19 protein-coding genes are annotated in these 17802 nt (G+C 70.1%); 10 read left to right on the top strand and 9 right to left on the bottom strand.

Features of this window, described 5'->3' with window-relative positions:
- Window positions 1-42 precede the first annotated feature (42 nt).
- Window positions 43-438 carry an ester cyclase gene (locus T9R20_RS00370; RefSeq protein ID WP_322410590.1) on the bottom strand — a complete coding sequence of 132 codons (396 nt, stop codon included), beginning with the start codon at window positions 436-438 and terminating at the stop codon, window positions 43-45.
- A gap of 145 nt (window positions 439-583) precedes the next feature.
- On the opposite strand from T9R20_RS00370, the gene T9R20_RS00365 reads away from it, so the two are divergent.
- A complete protein-coding gene (locus tag T9R20_RS00365) occupies window positions 584-1198 on the top strand; it encodes an Atu4866 domain-containing protein (protein WP_322410589.1) in 615 nt (204 codons plus the stop codon).
- Here the strand turns inward: T9R20_RS00365 and T9R20_RS00360 are convergent.
- On the bottom strand, window positions 1171-1551 hold the full coding sequence (locus T9R20_RS00360; protein ID WP_322410588.1) for a VOC family protein: 381 nt from the start codon (window positions 1549-1551) through the stop codon (window positions 1171-1173). The genes T9R20_RS00365 and T9R20_RS00360 overlap by 28 nt on opposite strands.
- 98 nt (window positions 1552-1649) lie before the next feature.
- Here T9R20_RS00360 and T9R20_RS00355 point away from each other — a divergent pair, with 98 nt between their 5' ends.
- Both T9R20_RS00355 and purL read left to right on the top strand, forming a co-directional pair.
- Window positions 1650-2798 carry an epoxide hydrolase gene (locus T9R20_RS00355; protein WP_322410587.1) on the top strand — a complete coding sequence of 383 codons (1149 nt, stop codon included), beginning with the start codon at window positions 1650-1652 and terminating at the stop codon, window positions 2796-2798.
- An 88-nt stretch (window positions 2799-2886) separates the two neighbouring features.
- On the top strand, window positions 2887-5217 hold the full coding sequence (purL, locus tag T9R20_RS00350; RefSeq protein ID WP_322410586.1) for a phosphoribosylformylglycinamidine synthase subunit PurL: 2331 nt from the start codon (window positions 2887-2889) through the stop codon (window positions 5215-5217).
- A 72-nt stretch (window positions 5218-5289) separates the two neighbouring features.
- Here the strand turns inward: purL and T9R20_RS00345 are convergent, their stop codons facing one another.
- Entirely contained in the window at window positions 5290-5742 is a 453-nt protein-coding gene (locus T9R20_RS00345) for an SRPBCC family protein (RefSeq protein ID WP_322410585.1), read from the bottom strand.
- A gap of 222 nt (window positions 5743-5964) precedes the next feature.
- Between T9R20_RS00345 and T9R20_RS00340 the strand changes: the two genes are divergently transcribed.
- From T9R20_RS00340 to T9R20_RS00315, 6 genes are all read left to right on the top strand, one after another.
- The gene (locus tag T9R20_RS00340) at window positions 5965-6099 is read left to right on the top strand and encodes a hypothetical protein (protein WP_282448959.1); all 135 of its coding nucleotides are present in this window, start codon (window positions 5965-5967) and stop codon (window positions 6097-6099) included.
- 102 nt (window positions 6100-6201) lie between these two features.
- The gene (locus T9R20_RS00335) at window positions 6202-7167 is read left to right on the top strand and encodes a hypothetical protein (RefSeq protein ID WP_322410584.1); all 966 of its coding nucleotides are present in this window, start codon (window positions 6202-6204) and stop codon (window positions 7165-7167) included.
- 47 nt (window positions 7168-7214) lie between these two features.
- Window positions 7215-8003 carry a hypothetical protein gene (locus T9R20_RS00330; protein WP_322410583.1) on the top strand — a complete coding sequence of 263 codons (789 nt, stop codon included), beginning with the start codon at window positions 7215-7217 and terminating at the stop codon, window positions 8001-8003.
- A gap of 381 nt (window positions 8004-8384) precedes the next feature.
- Entirely contained in the window at window positions 8385-8753 is a 369-nt protein-coding gene (locus T9R20_RS00325) for a GntR family transcriptional regulator (protein ID WP_322410582.1), read from the top strand.
- A gap of 29 nt (window positions 8754-8782) precedes the next feature.
- Complete coding sequence (locus tag T9R20_RS00320; RefSeq protein ID WP_322410581.1) at window positions 8783-9703, top strand: ABC transporter ATP-binding protein; 921 nt, start codon at window positions 8783-8785, stop codon at window positions 9701-9703.
- The gene (locus T9R20_RS00315) at window positions 9700-10395 is read left to right on the top strand and encodes a hypothetical protein (RefSeq protein WP_322410580.1); all 696 of its coding nucleotides are present in this window, start codon (window positions 9700-9702) and stop codon (window positions 10393-10395) included. Before T9R20_RS00320 ends, T9R20_RS00315 begins: the two co-directional genes overlap by 4 nt.
- Before the next feature lie 154 nt (window positions 10396-10549).
- Here the strand turns inward: T9R20_RS00315 and T9R20_RS00310 are convergent, their stop codons facing one another.
- The 4 genes from T9R20_RS00310 to T9R20_RS00295 all read right to left on the bottom strand — a co-directional run bounded on the left by T9R20_RS00310 (window position 10550) and on the right by T9R20_RS00295 (window position 13350).
- Window positions 10550-11578, bottom strand: a complete 1029-nt coding sequence (locus T9R20_RS00310) for a hypothetical protein (RefSeq protein ID WP_322410579.1) — start codon at window positions 11576-11578, stop codon at window positions 10550-10552.
- A 49-nt stretch (window positions 11579-11627) separates the two neighbouring features.
- Window positions 11628-11873 (bottom strand): DUF3072 domain-containing protein, encoded by a 246-nt coding sequence (locus T9R20_RS00305; protein WP_322410578.1) that lies wholly within the window; start codon window positions 11871-11873, stop codon window positions 11628-11630.
- Window positions 11874-11936: 63 nt separating this feature from the next.
- On the bottom strand, window positions 11937-13025 hold the full coding sequence (locus tag T9R20_RS00300; protein ID WP_322410577.1) for an ATP-binding protein: 1089 nt from the start codon (window positions 13023-13025) through the stop codon (window positions 11937-11939).
- A gap of 1 nt (window position 13026) precedes the next feature.
- A complete protein-coding gene (locus tag T9R20_RS00295) occupies window positions 13027-13350 on the bottom strand; it encodes a chorismate mutase (RefSeq protein WP_322410576.1) in 324 nt (107 codons plus the stop codon).
- A gap of 85 nt (window positions 13351-13435) precedes the next feature.
- Between T9R20_RS00295 and T9R20_RS00290 the strand changes: the two genes are divergently transcribed.
- Complete coding sequence (locus tag T9R20_RS00290; protein ID WP_322410575.1) at window positions 13436-14584, top strand: AI-2E family transporter; 1149 nt, start codon at window positions 13436-13438, stop codon at window positions 14582-14584.
- A gap of 566 nt (window positions 14585-15150) precedes the next feature.
- Here the strand turns inward: T9R20_RS00290 and T9R20_RS00285 are convergent.
- Window positions 15151-16491, bottom strand: coding sequence for a lactonase family protein (locus T9R20_RS00285; protein ID WP_322410574.1), 1341 nt, complete (start codon window positions 16489-16491; stop codon window positions 15151-15153).
- Window positions 16491-17777: an adenylosuccinate synthase gene (locus T9R20_RS00280; RefSeq protein WP_322410573.1), complete on the bottom strand. Its 1287-nt coding sequence runs from the start codon at window positions 17775-17777 to the stop codon at window positions 16491-16493. Before T9R20_RS00280 ends, T9R20_RS00285 begins: the two co-directional genes overlap by 1 nt.
- Window positions 17778-17802 lie beyond the last annotated feature (25 nt).

Genomic DNA, 17802 nt, shown 5'->3' with positions numbered 1-17802 from the left:
CTTTCTTTTCGCCCTCGTGGGGCATGGTGTGGAGGGGTTCGGTCAGCGGGTGAGCTGGTCGCGCAGAGCGTCGATGTCCCAGACGTTCGACATCTGGGTGAATCTGCCGTTCTCGATCTTGTAGACGGTGACTTCTTCGATCTCGATCAGCTTCCCGTTCGGGGCGAGACCGAGCCAGTCAGTGACCGGCGTCCCACGCGTGACGGAGTAGGTTCCGACCGTGTCACCGGAGTAGACGGTGGCCCTCACCTCGACCCTGTAGTCGGGCATTGCGTCGGTGATGGTGCGGAAATTCCCGACTCCCGCCCCACGCGTCACCGTCTGCCCGTGGTAGAGCACGGTGTCAGCCATGAAGTCACCGATCGTGTCCCACGCATGTGCGTTGATCGCATCGACGTAACGGTCGTAGAACTCTCGGATGTCGAACTCGGACATCATGCCCTTTCCTTCGTCGCGGCGTCGGGGCTATTTATGCACCGATCGATGCGTATTAACGCACAGCCGCGAGGATCATTCCCGTCGAGCGGCCTGATGCCGACGTCGGTCGTCGCGAACGCCACGAGCGGGCCGTAGCATCCCTGGGATGACCGACCTCATCGTTTCCGGTGCCAGCGTTCACGGGACGGCCACCGATACCGCCCTCGGCGACCTCGTCAGCCGCGACTCGACGATCGTCGCCGAGGCATCCCCGGCAGCTGATCCGGCGGTCATCGACGGGCGAGGCGCCTCGGTCGTACCGCTTTTCGTCGAGACGGTGTTCGCCGCGCCCGAGCCACCCGCCTCCGATGCGTTCGATCTCGCCCCGGGGAACCCTGCGACCTTCGCCGTCGTCGACGGCGGGGTGGGGCCCGACGAGATCCGACACATGCTCGTCGTCCGCCCCGAGCGACTTCGCGCCGTCGTCGTCGACGGTGCGGTGATCGTCCGAGACGGTCATGCACTCCGCCCGGCGGGCGTCGGTCTGAGCTCCACCGATCCGCGCCTCACGGCGTGGACCGATACGCGCCGCGACATGACTCAGTATCTGACGGCGGACGGCAGGTACAGCGAGACCCGCGGCGGCCGGCGAGACGCCTGGACCGGGCAGTTCTGGATCGACAGGTCGAGGATCACCTACCTCGACGACTCAGGATTCTGGGCGTTCGGACAGTTCCACGGCGATCAGCTGCATCACGCGGGGTTCGTGCTGGAGCGCTGATCTCCGGCGTCGATGACGCAGAACCGTACGCCCTCGGGATCTTCCATGATCACGAAGTCCGCGTCATCGGGCATGCGGTCCCACGGCACGACGCGCGCGCCGAGCGCGGAGAGCCGCTCCACCTCGGCATCCTGATCCTCGGCGTAGAGGTCCAGATGGATCTTCGGCGGCAGCGTCCGCGGCGCCGGCACCGCGTCCAGCGAAACGTTCGGCCCCGAACCGCGCCGCGGCCGGAGCAGCGCGAAATCCTCATCCCTCGGCTCGCGCACCTCGTAGTCGAGGGCGCGGGTCCAGAACGCGATCTGCTTCTCGAGGTCGTCGACGCGGATGACGACGGATCCGACGGTCAGCATGGTGTGACGCTACGCCACCCCCTCGCGGCCCGCCAGAGGTCCGCACGACCCGCGGGAATGAGGTCACCCGACGTCCTCGACCTCCGGACACTGGTGCAATGACGATCACACGAGAACCCGAGACCTTCATCGTCCGAGCCTCCGACGCCGAGATCGACGACCTCCGTGCGCGTGTCAGGGCGTGGCGTGCGCCGGCTCCCCTGGCCGGAGACGACTGGGGCACCGGCGTGCCCCTGTCCGTCCTCGCGTCGATGGCGCAGACCTGGGCCGAGGAGTTCGACTGGCGCGCGATCGAGGAGCGGCTCCGCGGCATCCCGCAGTTCCTCGTCGAGATCGACGGACAACCGATCCACTACGCGCACGTCCGCTCCTCGCAGGCCGATGCCGTGCCCCTCCTCCTCTGCCACGGGTGGCCGGGTTCCTACCTGGAATTCCTCGACATCGTGCCGCTGCTCACCGACCCCGGTTCAGGCCCGGCGTTCCACGTGGTCATCCCGAGCGTGCCCGGGTTCGCCTTCTCGACGCCGCTCAGGGACGGCGACTGGACGACCGATCGCGTCGCCGGGGCGTTCGCCGAGCTCATGGCGCACCTCGGCTACGACCGATACGTCGTGCAAGGCGGCGACTACGGCGCCGGGGTCGCACCCGCCATGGGGCGGCTCGACCCCGACCATTGCGCGGCGATCCACGTGAACGGCTCGATCGGCGCGCCGATGGGCGAACCCGACGACGAAGAGAAGAACCGCAGCAGCGGGGTCGAACTCGACAGGTACCGGCGGGTCGCGGAGTTCATGCAGTCCGAGTTCGGGTACATCGCCATCCAGTCGACGCGTCCCCAGCTGATCGGCGTCGCGATGACCGACAGCCCGATGGGACAGCTGGCATGGATGCTCGATAAGTTCCGGGCCTGGACGTTCCCCTTCGACGCCGAGCCCGACGGTCGCCTCGGGCGCGACCGCATCCTCGCCCACGTCACCCTCTACTGGCTCACCCGCAGCGCCGGCTCGGCCGCCTACACCGTCTACGCTGCGGAATCCGGCGACTGGGGCTCGCAGCCCGAGAAACCCTGGCAGCCGGTCGGCGCGATCATGTTCGCCCACGACATCGGAATCCGCCGCCTCGCCGAGCGCGACGTCGACATCGTGCGGTGGACGGAGGTCACCGATCACGGGGGACACTTCGCGGCGATGGAGGAGCCCGCCGAGCTGGCGGCGGACCTTCGTGCGCTCGTCAACCAGGTGTGGTGACGAGGGTCACGACGGCTCGCAAGGGATGTCGGGGGCACAACTAGACTGATCGCGTCCGGCGCCCCGCGATTCTCAGGAGTTCAGCCGCGTGACCACCCCCTCCGCCTCCTTGGCCGATACCGTCTCGAACGCCCTCGCTACCCCGGAGAAGGAGCAGCCGTACGCCGCGCTGGGTCTGAAGCCCGACGAATACGACCGCATCCGCGAGATCCTCGGTCGTCGCCCCACCAGCGGCGAGCTGGCGATGTACTCCGTCATGTGGAGCGAGCACTGCTCCTACAAGTCCAGCAAGATCTACCTGCGCCAGTTCGGCCAGAAGGTCTCGGACGAGATGAAGAAGCGCCTCATGGTCGGCATGGGGCAGAACGCCGGCGTCGTCGACATCGGCGAGGGCTGGGCGGTGACCTTCAAGGTCGAGTCGCACAACCACCCGAGCTACATCGAGCCTTTCCAGGGCGCCGCGACCGGTGTCGGCGGCATCGTCCGCGACATCATCTCGATGGGTGCGCGGCCCGTCGCCGTGATGGACCAGCTCCGCTTCGGCGCCATCGACGACCCCGACACCGGGCGCGTCGTTCACGGCGTTGTCAGCGGCATCTCGTTCTACGCCAACTGCCTGGGCCTGCCGAACATCGGCGGCGAGACTGTCTTCGACCGCGTGTACCAGGGGAACCCCCTCGTCAACGCCCTCGCCGTCGGCGTCCTCCGCCATGAGGACCTGAAGCTCGCCAACGCCTCGGGCGCCGGCAACCAGGTGGTGCTGTTCGGCGCCCGCACCGGGGGCGACGGCATCGGCGGAGCATCCATCCTCGCCTCCGACTCGTTCGACGCCACCGGCCCGACAAAGCGCCCGGCGGTGCAGGTCGGCGATCCCTTCGCCGAGAAGGTGCTCATCGAGTGCTGCCTGGAGCTCTACCGCGACGAGCTCGTCGAAGCGATCCAAGACCTCGGCGCCGCCGGCATCTCGTGCGCGACGAGCGAGCTCGCCGCCAACGGCGGGTCGGGCATGCGGGTCGACCTCGAGAAGGTGCTGCTGCGCGATCCCACGCTCACGCCGGAGGAGATCCTCATGAGCGAGAGCCAGGAGCGGATGATGGCGATCGTCGCCCCCGAGAAGCTCGACGCCTTCCTCGCGGTGACCGGGAAGTGGGATGTCGAGACGAGCGTCCTCGGCGAGGTCACCGGCGACGGACGGCTGCAGATCTTCTGGCACGGCGAGGAGATCGTCAACGTCGATCCGTCCACCGTCGCCGTCGACGGCCCGGTCTACGAGCGGCCCGTCGCCTACCCGGCGTGGATCGACGCGCTGCGGGATGACTCGGCCGCCGCCCTCCCCCGCCAGAACGACCCGGCGAGCCTGCGCGAGCAGTTCCTCGCGCTCGTCGGCAGCCCGAACCTCGCCGACCCGTCGTGGGTGACCAACCAGTACGACTACTACGTGATGGGGAACACCGCCCTGTCGTTCCCCGACGACGCCGGCATGATCCGCGTCGACGAGCAATCGGGCCTCGGGTTCGCCATCGCGACCGACTGCAACGGCCGCTACTGCCAGCTCGACCCCTACGAGGGCGCCAAGCTCGCCCTCGCCGAGGCCTACCGCAACGTCGCCGTCACCGGCGCCGAACCGACCGCGGTCACCGACTGCCTGAACTTCGGCAGCCCCGAGAACCCCGAGGTGATGTGGCAGTTCTCGCGTGCGGTCGAAGGACTGGCCGACGGATGCCTCGAGCTCGGCGTCCCGGTCACGGGCGGCAACGTGTCGTTCTACAACCAGACCGGCGACCAGCCGATCCACCCCACCCCCGTGGTGGGTGTGCTCGGCATCATCGACGACGTCGCCCGCCGCATCCCTTCAGGCTGGCAGGACGCCGGCGAGAACATCTACCTCCTCGGGGTGACCTCGACCGAGCTGAGCGGATCGGCGTGGGCCGAGACCGTGCACTCCCACCTCGGCGGGCGCCCGCCGGCAGTCGACCTCGCGCAGGAGAAGCGCCTGGCCGAACTGCTGCACGCGGCCTCGCTGCAGGCGCTCGTCTCCAGCGCCCACGACCTCTCCACGGGCGGGCTCGCGCAGGCGCTCGCCGACTGCGTGCTGCGCTTCGGCGTCGGCGCGCGGGTGTGGCTGAGCGAGATCATGGAGCGCGACGGCGTCGATGCGGCATCCGCGCTCTTCTCCGAGTCGACCGGTCGCGTGCTGGTGTCGGTGCCCCGCGAGGACGACGTGAAGTTCCGCGGGCTCTGCGAAGGCCGCGGCTACCCCGTGCTGCGCATCGGCGTGACCGACGCCCCCGCCGAGGGCGACGCCGAGCTGCAGGTGCAGGGGCTCTTCTCGGTGCCGGTGCCCGAGCTCGGGATGATCTCGCGCGCCACTCTGCCCGACGCCTTCGGGCCCACCGTCACCGAGCCGGTCGCCCGCTGAGGCGCCGAGAGACGGCGAAGAGCCGGGAGCGTCGCGCTCCCGGCTCTTCCGGCCCCCGCCTGCAGACCTGTGTCAGGCCTGCACGTCACCGCGCCACGCGCCGGATTCGGCGCCGCGCGACTCGATGAACGTCTTGAAGTTCTTCAGGTCCTTCTTGACCGAACGGTCGTCGATGCCGAGGGCATCCCCGACGTGCTCGACGAAGCCCTGCGGCTCCCAGTCCAGCTGCACCGTGACGCGGGTCTCGGTGTCGCTGAGCTTGTGGAAGGTCACCACACCGGCGTGGTCCTCGCCGCCGGTGCTGCGCCACGCGACACGCTCGTCGGCGTGCTGCTCGGTGATCTCGGCGTCGAACTCGCGCTCGACAGCGCCGATCTTCACGCGCCAGTGGTTGTGGGTGTCATCCAGCTGGGTGATCGACTGGACGAAGCTGAGGAATTCGGGGAAGGTCTCGAACTGGGTCCACTGGTTGTAGGCCGTGGAGACCGGGACATCGACATCGACGGTTTCGATGATGCGCGCCATGTCGCGCTCCTTTCGTCGACGAAGCCGGGGTCGGCCCCGTCGCTGGAAACCTATCGAGCGCGGGTGGATGACACGGCGGCGTTGACGCCCGCCGATCGGTCGGCTATCGTCGCGCGCTCGCGTCTGCGCTCGTCGAGGTTGCGGTCGTCGAGGTTGCGGTCGTTGAGGACGGATGCCGCGGGGCGCTCTCTAGACTGGACGAGACCCCCGGACGGAGAGCCGATGAGCGACGACGACGATTTCGCCCTGTACAGCGACGCGCGCCAGCGCCGGATCAAGGCGGTGGCGTGGGTCGTCATCCTCTCGCTCATCCTCGTCGGCGGCGGCGCGACGGTCCTGTCGCTGCTGTTCGGCTGAGGCCGGTCGTCGCTCGGGCTCGCCCCGCGCACTCGCGCTAGGATTCGACGCCGGTTTCGGGATTCGTGGCCCGCATCCAGCCACCGTGGCTAGCATGGCCGGGTGGACCCGATCACGGCCATCGCCGAGTTCTGGTGGATCGGGGCGTCGGCAGCCGGCGCCGGAACCATCGGATGGTTCGGGTTGCGCTTTCAGCGCGCGAAGGGCTCGAGGCGACTCGGGCTCCAGGCCGCCCGCCACGAGCTGCGCGAAGCGCGCGACGTCGTCACCGCCTCGCGCGTCGAGGTGCGGGTCGCGCGGGCGGAGCTCGCCCGGGCGCAGGCCGATCGCGCGGCCGACCGGGTCCCGGCATCCGAGGTGTCCCTCGCCCGGCAACGACTCCAGCAGGCTCAGCGCGAGGTGCGCGCAGCGCACGCCGAGATCCGCCTGCGCCGCATCCAGGTGTCGGCGGCACGGGCGACGATCCCGCGCGCGAAGTCGACCCCCGACGCTCTGCCGCTCGGCCGCCTGATGGCCGCGCACACCGCGATCGACACCCGCTGGCTGGAGTACGAGACCGACCCGGCCAAACGCATCGCCTTCCCGGCGATGAGCGATGTGCGTCAGCCGTCGACGGCGGCCTACCTCGCCGCGCGCGCCGAAGCCGGTCGCCTTCGCCCGCCGACGGCCACCACCCGCATGACCCCGGCCGAGTTCGCCCAGTACCGCGCCGCCGTCGAGAACCTCGGCAAGCTGTTCGAGCGGGCCGAGCGCGAGGCGTGGCGGGCGGCGGGCGCGGGCTCGGGTCCGTCGCGACAGGACGACCCGCACTGGGTCGACCTGGCCCAGTCGGTCGCCCAGACTGTGATCGCCCGCGGGACCGAGGCGATCGCCCGTGTCGCGGAGTCGAACGCGCGCAACCGCGAACGCGGCAGCGGGCGATCGGATGCCGCGGGCGGCGCCGAGGGGGCAGCGTCGCCCTCGCCGGACCCGGCCGGCGCCGAGCCGCACGAGACCCGCGCGCCCCAGCAGCCCCGGACGCCGGTGTGGCCCGTGCCCTCGCGCGGAGCGCGGCGCGAAGCGGAGTGAATCGCCGCATGCGGTGTGTGCCGATGACGATCGAGTGGGGGTGACGGGTGGACTGGTCGAACATCTGGTGGTTCTGGTGGCTGATCTTCCCGATCGGCGCCGCGCTCGGCGGCGCAGTGAAGTCCTTCGACCGACTGTCGGAGCGCCGGCACCGGAGGCGCCTGGAGATGCTTCACGCGAAGGCCGAGCTGCGGGCGGGCACCGTGCCGGCGGTGCGGTCGGGGCGGGCGACGGCACAGGACACGGGGCGCGAGACGGGTGCGGACGCCGACGCCGCGGCATCCGGATCCGCTGACACGCCCCTCACGCGGCTGCTTGCGATCCACGACGACGTCACGGCCCGCTGGCTCGACTACGAGCTGGATGTCGCCAAGCTCATCGCCTTTCCCGCGATGAGCGATGGACGACAGCCGTTGACGGCCGCCTTCCTCCGCGCCAAGCGCGTCGCTGATCGGCTGCGGCCGCCCTCCGCATCGGCGCGGCTGAGCCCCGAGCAGCTCAGGGAGTACCGCGAGGCGGTGACCGACTACGAGGTCGCGTTCGACCTGGCCGAGCGCGATGCGCGGCGGGTGAAGGACGCCAACTTCAGCGCCGAGGAGCGCAAGCGCCTCGACACCGCCCAGCAGCTGCTCACCGTCGCGATCGACGAGGCGGCGACCCCCGCCGAGCGACAGCTCGCGTACCGGCGTGTGCGCGAAGAGCTCGATGGCCTGCTGCTGCTGTCGGATGACGCGATCGAGGTCCTCGAGAAGAAGGTGGCGCACGAGCTTCCCGCGCGTCCTTCCACCGCGCCGCCGCCCGCCGCGCCGCCCGCGGCGCCGCCGACACCCGCCTGAACGCCGCTTCCGCGGCATCCCTCGCTCCCGCGTCCCCCCTCGCCGCTCCCCCGTCGCAATCCGCCCCTACCCCGGCGGAATCGGGGCCGAACCTGACGGGGGAAGCAACCTAGGGACAAGCCCCTCCCGCTCCCCCGGCGCAATCCGCCCCTACCCCCGCGGGATCGGGGCCGAACCTGACGGGGGAAGCAACCTAGGGACAAGCCCCTCCCGCTCCCCCGGCGCAATGCGCCCCTACCCCCGCGGAATCGGGGCCGAACGCGACGGGGGACGCGGCGGGCGGACAGCCTCCCCGTGGCAGTTCGCCCCGCGCGGGGTTGACATCGCGGCATCCGGTGTTGCATGGTTAGTTAGTCAACTAATGAACCAGTAAGGAACACCGTGGTCGAAGAAGGCAGAGCGCTTTTCCTCCAGATCGCCGAAAGCGTGGAGGACGCGATCATCGACGGCAGCCTCGACGAAGAGAGCCAGGCGCCGTCGACGAACGAGCTCGCCGCCTTCCACCGCATCAACCCCGCCACCGCCGCCAAAGGAGTGACCATGCTCGTCGACAAGGGCGTGCTGTACAAGCGCCGCGGAATCGGAATGTTCGTCGCCCCCGGCGCCCGCGAGCGTCTTCTCGACGAGCGCCGCACCGCCTTCGCCGACCGGTACGTCGAACCGCTGCTGGCCGAGGCACGCAAGCTCGGCCTCGGCCCCGCCGACCTGACCGCCCTGATCAACGACCGCGCCGCGGTCACCGAACCCTGAGTTCCCCGTACCTCCGAAAGGACACCACGATGACGCACGTGATCGAGGTGGAGCACCTGACCAAGCGCTACCGCGACACCGTCGCGGTCGACGACGTCAGCTTCTCCATCGAGAAGGACACCATCTACGGCCTCCTCGGCCGCAACGGCGCCGGCAAGACAACGGTGATGTCGATCCTCACCGCGCAGAACTTCGCCACGAGCGGCACGGTCCGCGTGTTCGGCGAGCACCCCTACGAGAACGCGCGCGTGCTGCAGCGCATGTGCTTCGTGCGCGAGAGCCAGAAGTACCCGGATGACGCGACTCCGCGTCACGCGCTGCGGATGGCCCGGCTGTTCTTCCCCCACTGGGACCAGGAGCTCGCCGACCAGCTGGTCGACGACTTCCAGCTGCCGCTCAAGGGCCGGACGATCAAGAAGCTCTCGCGCGGTCAGCTTTCGGCAGTCGGCGTCATCATCGGCCTGGCCTCGCGCGCCGAGATCACCTTCTTCGACGAGCCGTACCTCGGGCTCGACGCGGTCGCTCGCCAGATCTTCTACGACCGGCTGCTCAGCGACTACGCCGAGCACCCCCGCACGATCATCCTCTCCAGCCACCTGATCGACGAGGTGTCCAACCTCCTCGGCCGGGTGCTGGTGATCGATCGCGGCCGCATCGTCATGGATGAAGAGACGGACGAGATCCGCGATCGCGCGACGAACGTCGTCGGCGACGCCGCGGCCGTCGAGAGCTTCGCCGCCGGCCGTGAGATCATCCACCGGCAGAGCCTCGGGCGCACCACCTCGGTCACGGTCCTCGGTCGACTCTCGGCCGACGATCGTGCCCGCATGGCTGCCGCCGGACTGGACGTCGCTCCCGTCTCGCTGCAGCAGCTCATCGTCCGCACCACCCAGCACGCCGCCGAGCAGGGCGGCTCGTTCACCTCGCTCGAGGAAGGAGCACTCCGATGAACCGCACGCTTCGCGTCGTCCGGATGCAGCTGATCAACCGTCAGACCTACGTCTGGGTACCGCTCCTGGTCCTCGGCGGCGCCTTCGTCCTGTCGGTCGCCATTTGGTGGATCCTCTCGGGATCGGGCGTGACGGGCAACTTCTACGGCGGCGGCGCCCAGGCGCCACTGTGGTATCTCGCCGTGGTCGGCGTCCAGGCGCTCACCCTGACGTTCCCGTTCTCGCAGGCGATGAGCGTCACGCGGCGCGAGTTCTTCTTCGGCACCTACCTCATCGCCGCGCTCAGCGCGGCGAGCCTGGCGGTGATCTTCGTCATCGGCGGGTGGATCGAGACCCTCACCGGCGGCTGGGGACTCAACGGCTACTTCTTCTACTCCGCCGAGATCTGGCAGGGCGGCCCGCTGGGCGCAGCCTTCATCTTCTTCACCGTGGCGATGCTGATGTTCACGCTCGGGTTCACGGGCGCGACCATCTACAAGCGGTTTGGGCCCACCATCTTCACCGTCAGCCTCATCGGGCTGGGTGCTCTGCTGGTCGCCGCACTCTTCGTCATCGGCCGACTGAACGCCTGGGGCCAGGTGTTCGAATGGATCGGCGAGCAGGGCCCCCTGGGCATGGCGGCGTGGGGACTCGTCGCCGCCGCGGCCCTCGGGGCCGCCGCCTTCGCCACGCTCCGTCGCGCGACGCCCTGATCGTCCGATGCGTGGCCTCCGCCCTCTGCTCCCCCGTCACGTTCTGCCCCCCTCCTCTTCCGACGAGGGCGGAACGTGACGGGGGAGCGATCGAACGAGGGCGGAACGTGACGGGGGAGCGATCGAACGAGGGCCGCGGGGTCAGGACGCAGTCCTAGTCCGAGGGGAGCGATCCCAGGAACACCCCGATCCGGTCGTCCACCTTCACGAACTGCAGCGCCGCACCGGGGAATCGCTCCCGCAGCTCGGGAGGGGACCCGCTGTCGACCGCGAACGAGACGGTCGCCGGGAACTCGCCGACACGGCACCCCGAGTACACGGGGCCGGACGTCGAATAGCCGTTCTGAGCAGCCTCCTCATCCGCCGGCAGGTCGGCGGTCAGGACGACAGTGAAGCAGTCACCGCCGACGCCGTAGAACCCGGTCGTCGTTTGGAACAGGGTCAGCCCGTAGAACTCGTACGCCGCGGAACTGGCTCCCACTCCGAACCACCCGGTCGGGATCGTCGTCGTCGGATCGGGCTCGAGGGCCGCGATCTGGGACGCGCCGTGAGATGACTCGACCGGCGCCAGACGGACCAGCCCGAAGGTCACCACCGCCGTCACGGCCGCCACCGCGGCGAGGGAGGCGATCCATCCGACCCAGATGAGGGCGGGCGCGTTCAGGCGGGGGGAAGAGCGGATCGGATGCCGCGGTGCCCCGATCGAGGCAACAGGCCCGGCCGCCACCGCGTCGAGTCCGACGGGCGGCGCCTCGAAATCACGCGACACGACGCGCCCATCCGACCACGGATTCCGCGACGGGGCCTCCCCCGGCAGGGCCTCCCCCGGCAGGGCCTCCCCCGGCAGGGCCTCCCCCGGCAGGGCCTCCCCCGACAGTGCCACCCCAGACAATGCCTCCCCAGACGGGGCCTCCCCCGGCAGGGCCTCCACCCGCAGTACGCGCTCCGATACTGCCGGCGTCTCCACCGGAGTAGTCGCCTCCCACGACGCATCCCGTGTCGACGGCGACGCCCGCAATACGTCGGATGGCCCGGACCGGACGCCGTCGGCAGACGAACTCCTCGTCTGCTGCTCGAGCTCCCTCAGTCGGCGAAGCGCGTCCGGATCGTCGTCGATGTCGGCGGCCGGCCCGTACGCCCGCCGACGAAGAAGATCCAGTTCGAAACGGTCGGAGCCTTTCACGCTCCGATGATGTCATCGTCCCGGAATCGCCCGCGCGTCGCGCGCCGGGTCAGCTCGACGAGCGGCCCGTCTTGTCCTGCAGGCGCTCGATGTGCTCGGAGGCCTCGGCCTTCGTGAGGTCGGCCGAGAGCTCCTCGCCCCCCTCGCGGGCCAGGGTGTCGAGGTAGCTGCGCTGCGCGGCGGTCATCGGCTCGTCACCGGTGACCCAGTCAGCCGGATCCTTCTCTGCCGGATTGCTGCCATCGCCGGACGTGGTCGCACCGAGAGTCTCGGCGCCGGAGGTGTTATCGGACATGTGTTCGACGGTACGTCGGATCACCGACATCCGTCCGCCCCTTGACAACCCGGCCGGCCGAGGTCATCGAATGGGCACGCTCACATCGCTACCGCCCTCGACCGTCCAGCGCTCGCCCATCTGCACGAGCCCGGCCGTCTCGACGAAGCCGCCCGCGAAGAGCGCCTGACCCTGCGAGAACAGCGGCGAGCGCTCGACGAGCGCCGCGGGCGCGTACCCGAACACCTCGCCGAGCTCGGCCAGATCGCGCGGCGAACTCATCCGCATCAGGGCGAGGTTGTCGCACTGCGACAGGGCGTTGGGGTGCACCTTCGAGGGCCGCTGCGTCGAGAGCAGCAGCCAGAGCCCGTACTTCCGCCCCTCGGCGGCGATCTGCACGATGCGCTCGGTGAGCTCGCTCTCGACCGGCGTCACCGGGTTCGGCTGCACGAGGTTGTGCGCCTCGTCGATGACGATGAGGCGGCCGACCCGGTCGGCGCGGTGCTCCCACAGATGATCGAGCACCGCGAGCGCAGCGGCGAGCATCTCTGCTCTCGTGGGGAAGCCGCCGAGGTCGAGCACCGTGGCGTCGGGCTGCTCGGCGATGTCGTCGGTGACGCTGCGGCCGCGCCAGGCCCACAGGCCCCATCCGCCCAGGCCGAGGTTCTCGAGCCGGGTCGCGAGGCGGTGGCGCGCCGGGTCGTCACCCGATCGCAGGTGGGCGATGAGGCTCCCGCGGCGGATGATCTCGAGCTCGTCCTCGAGCCGCACCAGGGCGTTGTAGTCCTCCGCGTCGCGGATGGGATCGAGATCGAGCAGCGCAGCGCGCGAGCGCCAGGGCATGTCGAGAAAGCGCGCCTGCAGGGCGTCGGGCCGGTCGCGCCCCGGGCGGAACACGCGGATGTCGCGCTCCTCCCAGGCCGCCTTCACCGCGGCATCCGCTCCTTGGCGCACCGTGCCGAGGCCGACGAAATCCGAGTTGGGATCGAGGATGACCAGGGGCAGGCGGGTGTGGAGGATGACGCGCTCGAGCAGCACGCCGAGGGCGTACGTCTTTCCCGACCCGCTCTGGCCGCACCAGAAGGTGTGCCGGTTGAGCTTCCGCGCGAGCACATGCGCGGGCGCCGGGTCGACGGCTTCGAGGAGGGCGCCGATCTCGAGACGGTCGGTCATGTCAGTGCCCCTCGCGCACGACGTCGGTGGCGCCCGTGGCCCCCGCGGCGGTGTGGTGGCGGATCACCTCGGCGACGACGAAGTTGAACCACTTCTCGGCGAACTCCGGGTCGAGGTCGGCCTCCTGGGCCAGTCGCTTCAGGCGCGCGATCTGCTGCTCCTCGCGTCCCGGGTCGGAGGCGGGCATCCCGTGCACGGCCTTCAGGGCACCCACCTGCTGGGTGCAGCGGAAGCGTTCGGCCAGAAGGAAGACCAGCGCCGCGTCGACGTTGTCGATGCTCGCTCGCAAGCGCCGCAGAGTGGCCGTGGGATCCTCAGTCGTCATGGCAGTCCTTCCCCCGATCCACGACCATACCGCGCGGTCCCGAGCGCCGCTGAGGCCGCAGGCCCCGCGCCCCTAGAGTGTGACCATGACCGACGCCACCCCGGCTGTTCCGCCGCCCGCGGACGACGCGCCCGCCGGCGGGACCGACACCCCCGTCGAGACGACGTACGTGCCGCGCCGCACCCTCTTCGCCAGCGTGAGCAACCCCTTCGCGATCGGCTTCTTCCTCACGCTGGGCGGACTCGTCGCCCTCGGACTCGGCGTCGCCGTGATCAACCTGTCCACGGTGCTGATCTACATCGCCTTCGCCCTCTTCGCCGCACTCGGGCTCGACCCGATCGTGCGCTTCCTCGAGCGTCGCGGGCTCGGGCGCGGCTGGGCGATCCTCATCGTGTTCGCCGGGTTCGCGGTCATCCTCGTCGGTGTCGTGTCGCTGGTCGTGCCGACCCTGGTGCGGCAGATCACGCAGTTCTTCAGCGATCTGCCCGCGACCATCAACACCTTCCAGTCGTCCGATGTCTACGCCTGGCTGCAAGACACCTTCGGCGACCAGATCGGCAACCTCCTCAGCGAATTCGAGACCTTCATCACCAACCCCGCAAACATCGCCGCGATCGGCGGCGGGGTGCTGCAGGTCGGGGCGACCATCGCGACCACGGTCTCGGGCCTGCTCATCGTGCTCGTGCTGAGCCTGTACTTCCTCGCGTCGCTCGACACGATGAAAGTGGCGTTCACCCGCCTGAGCCCCGCGCGGTACCGCGTCAAGGTGCGGTCGATGACCGACGAGATCACCGACTCCATCGGCGGATACCTCATGGGCATGGTGGTGCTGGCGTTCTTCAACTCGTTGGTGGCGTTCTTCCTCCACCTGATCCTGGGCCTGCCCTTCCCCGCCCTGATGGCGGTCGCGGCATTCTCCATCACGCTGATCCCGCTGGTGGGTCCGGTCCTGTACTGGATCTTCGCCAGCATCCTGGCCCTGTTCACGAGCCCCCTCACGGCGCTGATCTTCGCAATCGCCTACCTGGTGTACATCCAGATCGAGGCCTACGTGCTGACCCCGCGCGTGATGAGCCGCGCGATCGCCGTGCCCGGGGCGCTCGTCGTCATCGGCGCCCTCGTCGGCGGAACGCTGCTGGGACTGCTGGGGGCGCTCGTCGCGATCCCGGTGACCGCGTCGATCCTGCTCATCATCAAGCAGGTCGTGATCCCGCGGCAGGACGCGAAGCTGTAGCGGGCGGTCCGCCCGGCGCGGGTGGCGCGCACCCCGACCCGCCGACTCGCCGCCTCGCCGCCGCCGTCGCCGCCCCCGCCCGCCCCGCCGAAACCCACCCTCCCCGTCGAAACCCACCGCGCGACGGTCGGTCTCGACAACGGAGGTCGGTTTCGAGCGATCCGCGCGGTCCACGACCCGACCGAGGGCCCCAGAGGCACCGCGATCCGTCAGAAATCGTCGCTCACGCGGCATCCGGACCGCAGAAATCGACGGATCGCGGGGGTGAGGTTCGTCGCGCTGCCGACGACCCACACCCTCCCCGGCTTTCCCGCCGAAACCCAGCCGCCCCGTCGAAACCCACCGCGCGACGGTCGGTCTCGACAACGGAGGTCGGTTTCGAGCGATCCGCGCGGTCCACGACCCGACCGAGGGCCTCAGAGGCACCGCGATCCGTCAGAAAACGTCGCTCGCGCGACATCCGCACCGCAGAAATCGACGGATCGCGGGGGTGGGACGCGCCGCGGGGCGCGGATACCGGGGAATCGCCGCCGAGCCCCGAGCCCCGAGCGCCACCAATCCCGCCCTCAGGCGAGGGGTGTCAGGCAGGTCGGCGACGGCGCCGGGGCGCGGAAGCGCGCGCGACCGGGGACGCCCGACCGGATGTCGAGGGTCATCGACACGACGTCGTCGGAACGTTCACCGGCGACGAGCAGGGTGTCGCGAACGACGCGATGATGGCGCGGCCAGTCGACGCCCGCCTCGACGAGCGCGGCGGGCGCGAGGGTCTCGCCCGCACCGCGCACGGCGACGACGGCGATCGTGTTGCTGCCACGCACACCGGCGTACAGGAACGCGCCGTCGCGCGAAGCCGCGAGCTCGGCGGCGCTGTCGCCGGCGAGCGTCCCGGCGCCGAGCGGCACGCCCGCCACCATGCGCCAGCGCCCGGTCTCATCGGGCGCGAGCACGAAGACCTCGCAGCTGTACTCGGTCACCACGTAGAGGTGCCCGCTCGGATGCCACACCATGTGCCGCGGGCCGCTGCCGAGCGGAAGGGCGACGTCGTGCAGCGGCCGCATCCGTCCCTCGACGAGTCGCCAGAAGCGGACGAGATCGAACCCCAGATCGGATGTCGCGACGAGCCCGCCCGGCAGGAACACCGTCTGGTGCGCCCGCGAGACCCGCTCTTCGACCGGCGCCGACGCGGAAGCCGGATCACCGGCGGCCGGTCCACCGTCGCCGAACGCCGCAGCAGCGCGCGCCCCGCCCGCAGCACCGAAGGGGTCGGACGCGGTGCCGCGCAGCTCGCGCCCATCGAAGCCGCCTGAACCGCCGAACTCGCCGACACCGCCGAACTCGCCCACACCGCCGAACCCGCCCGACCCGCTCAGCCCGAACGACCCGTCATCCTCACGCCCCCCGAGTCCGAGAGCGGCGAGGTCGATGCCGACCTCGGCCGCCGCGGCCTCGAGGTCCGACCGCGGCTGCCCACCCGTCACCGCATCCGCGTACGGATCTGTCGCGGCCGGCGCGAACGATGGGCGGCCGATGCGGCCATCGGCGGTGAGCGGGTACCGCACCACCCGGCCATCGCCCCAGCACGCCGCGACGAGCATCGTCCCGTCGGGAGAAACCGCCGCGTGACACACCGCCTCCCCCGCCTCGACGGGGTCGCCGAGAGGGGCGAACCGCGCCTCACCGATGCGCCGGAAGGCCTGCACGGTTCCCTCCGCCTCGAGGGTCGCGTACGCGACATCCGTCCCTTCGCTCCAGGTGACCCACGACGGCGAGCTGGCCGCGACCGCATCCCCGACCATGGCGAGCGGCCCGCCGGCCGAGGCGGCGCCAGGCTCACCGGCGACGAGAACCCCGATCCCGGTGGCGATCCCGCCGCTGTCAGCGGAGTACCCGCCGACGAGGAAGCGCATCAGTCGACCAGGTCGTGGCGCACGATGACCGCGTCGCGAGCCGCGCCCACGCCGATCACCGAGATGCGGGTGCCGCTCATCTCTTCCAGCGCCAGCACGTAGTCCTGCGCGGCGAGCGGCAGATCGTCGAACGAGCGGGCGCCCGAGATGTCGTCCTTCCATCCGGGGAACATCTCGAAGATCGGCCGCGCGTGGTGGAAGTCGGTCTGGTTGACCGGCACCTCCTCGAACCGCTCACCGTCGACGTCGTAGGCGACGCACACCGGGATCTCGTCGAGGCCGGTGAGGATGTCGAGCTTGGTGAGCACGAGGTCGGTGATGCCGTTGATGCGCGTGGCGTACCGCGTGATGGGCGCGTCGTACCAGCCGACGCGGCGCGGGCGCCCGGTCGTCGTGCCGAACTCGAAACCGCGCGAGCGCAGGAAGTCGCCGTGCTCGTCGAACAGCTCGGTGGGGAAGGGACCAGACCCGACGCGGGTCGTGTAGGCCTTGACGATGCCGACGATACGGTCCAGGCGCCGGGGGCCGACCCCCGAGCCGGTCGCGGCGCCACCGGCGGTCGCCGACGACGACGTGACGAACGGGTACGTGCCGTGGTCGACGTCGAGCATGGTCGCCTGGCCGCCCTCGAAGACGACGACCTCGCCCCGGTCGAGGGCCTCGTCGAGCAGCAGCGACGTGTCGGCGACCATGGGACGCAGACGCTCGGCGTACGACAGCAGGTCGTCGACGACCTCTTCGACGGCGATCGCGCGGCGGTTGTAGACCTTCAGCAGCAGGTGGTTCTTCTGATCGAGCGCCCCCTCGACCTTCTGGCGCAGGATGTTCTCGTCGAAGAGGTCCTGCACGCGGATGCCGACCCGGTTGATCTTGTCGGCGTAGGCCGGACCGATCCCGCGGCCGGTGGTGCCGATCTGGCGCTTGCCGAGGAAGCGCTCGGTGACCTTGTCGAGGGTGCGGTGGTACTGGGTGATCACGTGCGCGTTCGCGCTGATCTTCAGTCGCGACGTGTCGAGCCCGCGCGCCTGCAGCGCCTTCAGCTCGGCGAAGAGCACCTCGAGGTCGATCACGACGCCGTTGCCGATGACCGCGTTGACCCCCGGCGACAGGATGCCGGAGGGCAGCAGGTGCAGCGCGTACTTCTCGTCGCCGATGACGACGGTGTGGCCGGCGTTGTTGCCGCCGTTGAACTTCACGACCCAGTCGGTGCGGTCACCCAGAAGGTCGGTGGCCTTGCCCTTGCCCTCGTCACCCCACTGGACGCCGACGATCACAATGCCTGGCATGGCCCACTCCCCCGTTGTCGGACGG

Source organism: Microbacterium invictum (genome assembly GCF_034421375.1).
Classification (GTDB): Bacteria; Actinomycetota; Actinomycetes; order Actinomycetales; family Microbacteriaceae; genus Microbacterium; species Microbacterium invictum_A.
Note: the sequence above shows the minus strand (reverse complement) of the source record. Positions and strands in the feature narration are given on the sequence as shown.

Bases quoted from the DNA above. Each gene is read 5' to 3' on its own strand.
- T9R20_RS00305 (WP_322410578.1), bottom strand. From the start codon at position 11,873: ATGTCCGATAACACCTCCGGCGCCGAGACTCTCGGTGCGACCACGTCC.
- T9R20_RS00370 (WP_322410590.1), bottom strand. From the start codon at position 438: ATGATGTCCGAGTTCGACATCCGAGAGTTCTACGACCGTTACGTCGAT.
- T9R20_RS00365 (WP_322410589.1), top strand. From the start codon at position 584: ATGACCGACCTCATCGTTTCCGGTGCCAGCGTTCACGGGACGGCCACC.
- T9R20_RS00360 (WP_322410588.1), bottom strand. From the start codon at position 1,551: ATGCTGACCGTCGGATCCGTCGTCATCCGCGTCGACGACCTCGAGAAG.
- T9R20_RS00320 (WP_322410581.1), top strand. From the start codon at position 8,783: ATGACGCACGTGATCGAGGTGGAGCACCTGACCAAGCGCTACCGCGAC.
- T9R20_RS00300 (WP_322410577.1), bottom strand. From the start codon at position 13,025: ATGACCGACCGTCTCGAGATCGGCGCCCTCCTCGAAGCCGTCGACCCG.
- T9R20_RS00315 (WP_322410580.1), top strand. From the start codon at position 9,700: ATGAACCGCACGCTTCGCGTCGTCCGGATGCAGCTGATCAACCGTCAG.
- T9R20_RS00355 (WP_322410587.1), top strand. From the start codon at position 1,650: ATGACGATCACACGAGAACCCGAGACCTTCATCGTCCGAGCCTCCGAC.
- T9R20_RS00290 (WP_322410575.1), top strand. From the start codon at position 13,436: ATGACCGACGCCACCCCGGCTGTTCCGCCGCCCGCGGACGACGCGCCC.
- T9R20_RS00280 (WP_322410573.1), bottom strand. From the start codon at position 17,777: ATGCCAGGCATTGTGATCGTCGGCGTCCAGTGGGGTGACGAGGGCAAG.
- T9R20_RS00345 (WP_322410585.1), bottom strand. From the start codon at position 5,742: ATGGCGCGCATCATCGAAACCGTCGATGTCGATGTCCCGGTCTCCACG.
- T9R20_RS00285 (WP_322410574.1), bottom strand. From the start codon at position 16,491: ATGCGCTTCCTCGTCGGCGGGTACTCCGCTGACAGCGGCGGGATCGCC.
- T9R20_RS00340 (WP_282448959.1), top strand. From the start codon at position 5,965: ATGAGCGACGACGACGATTTCGCCCTGTACAGCGACGCGCGCCAGCGC.
- T9R20_RS00295 (WP_322410576.1), bottom strand. From the start codon at position 13,350: ATGACGACTGAGGATCCCACGGCCACTCTGCGGCGCTTGCGAGCGAGC.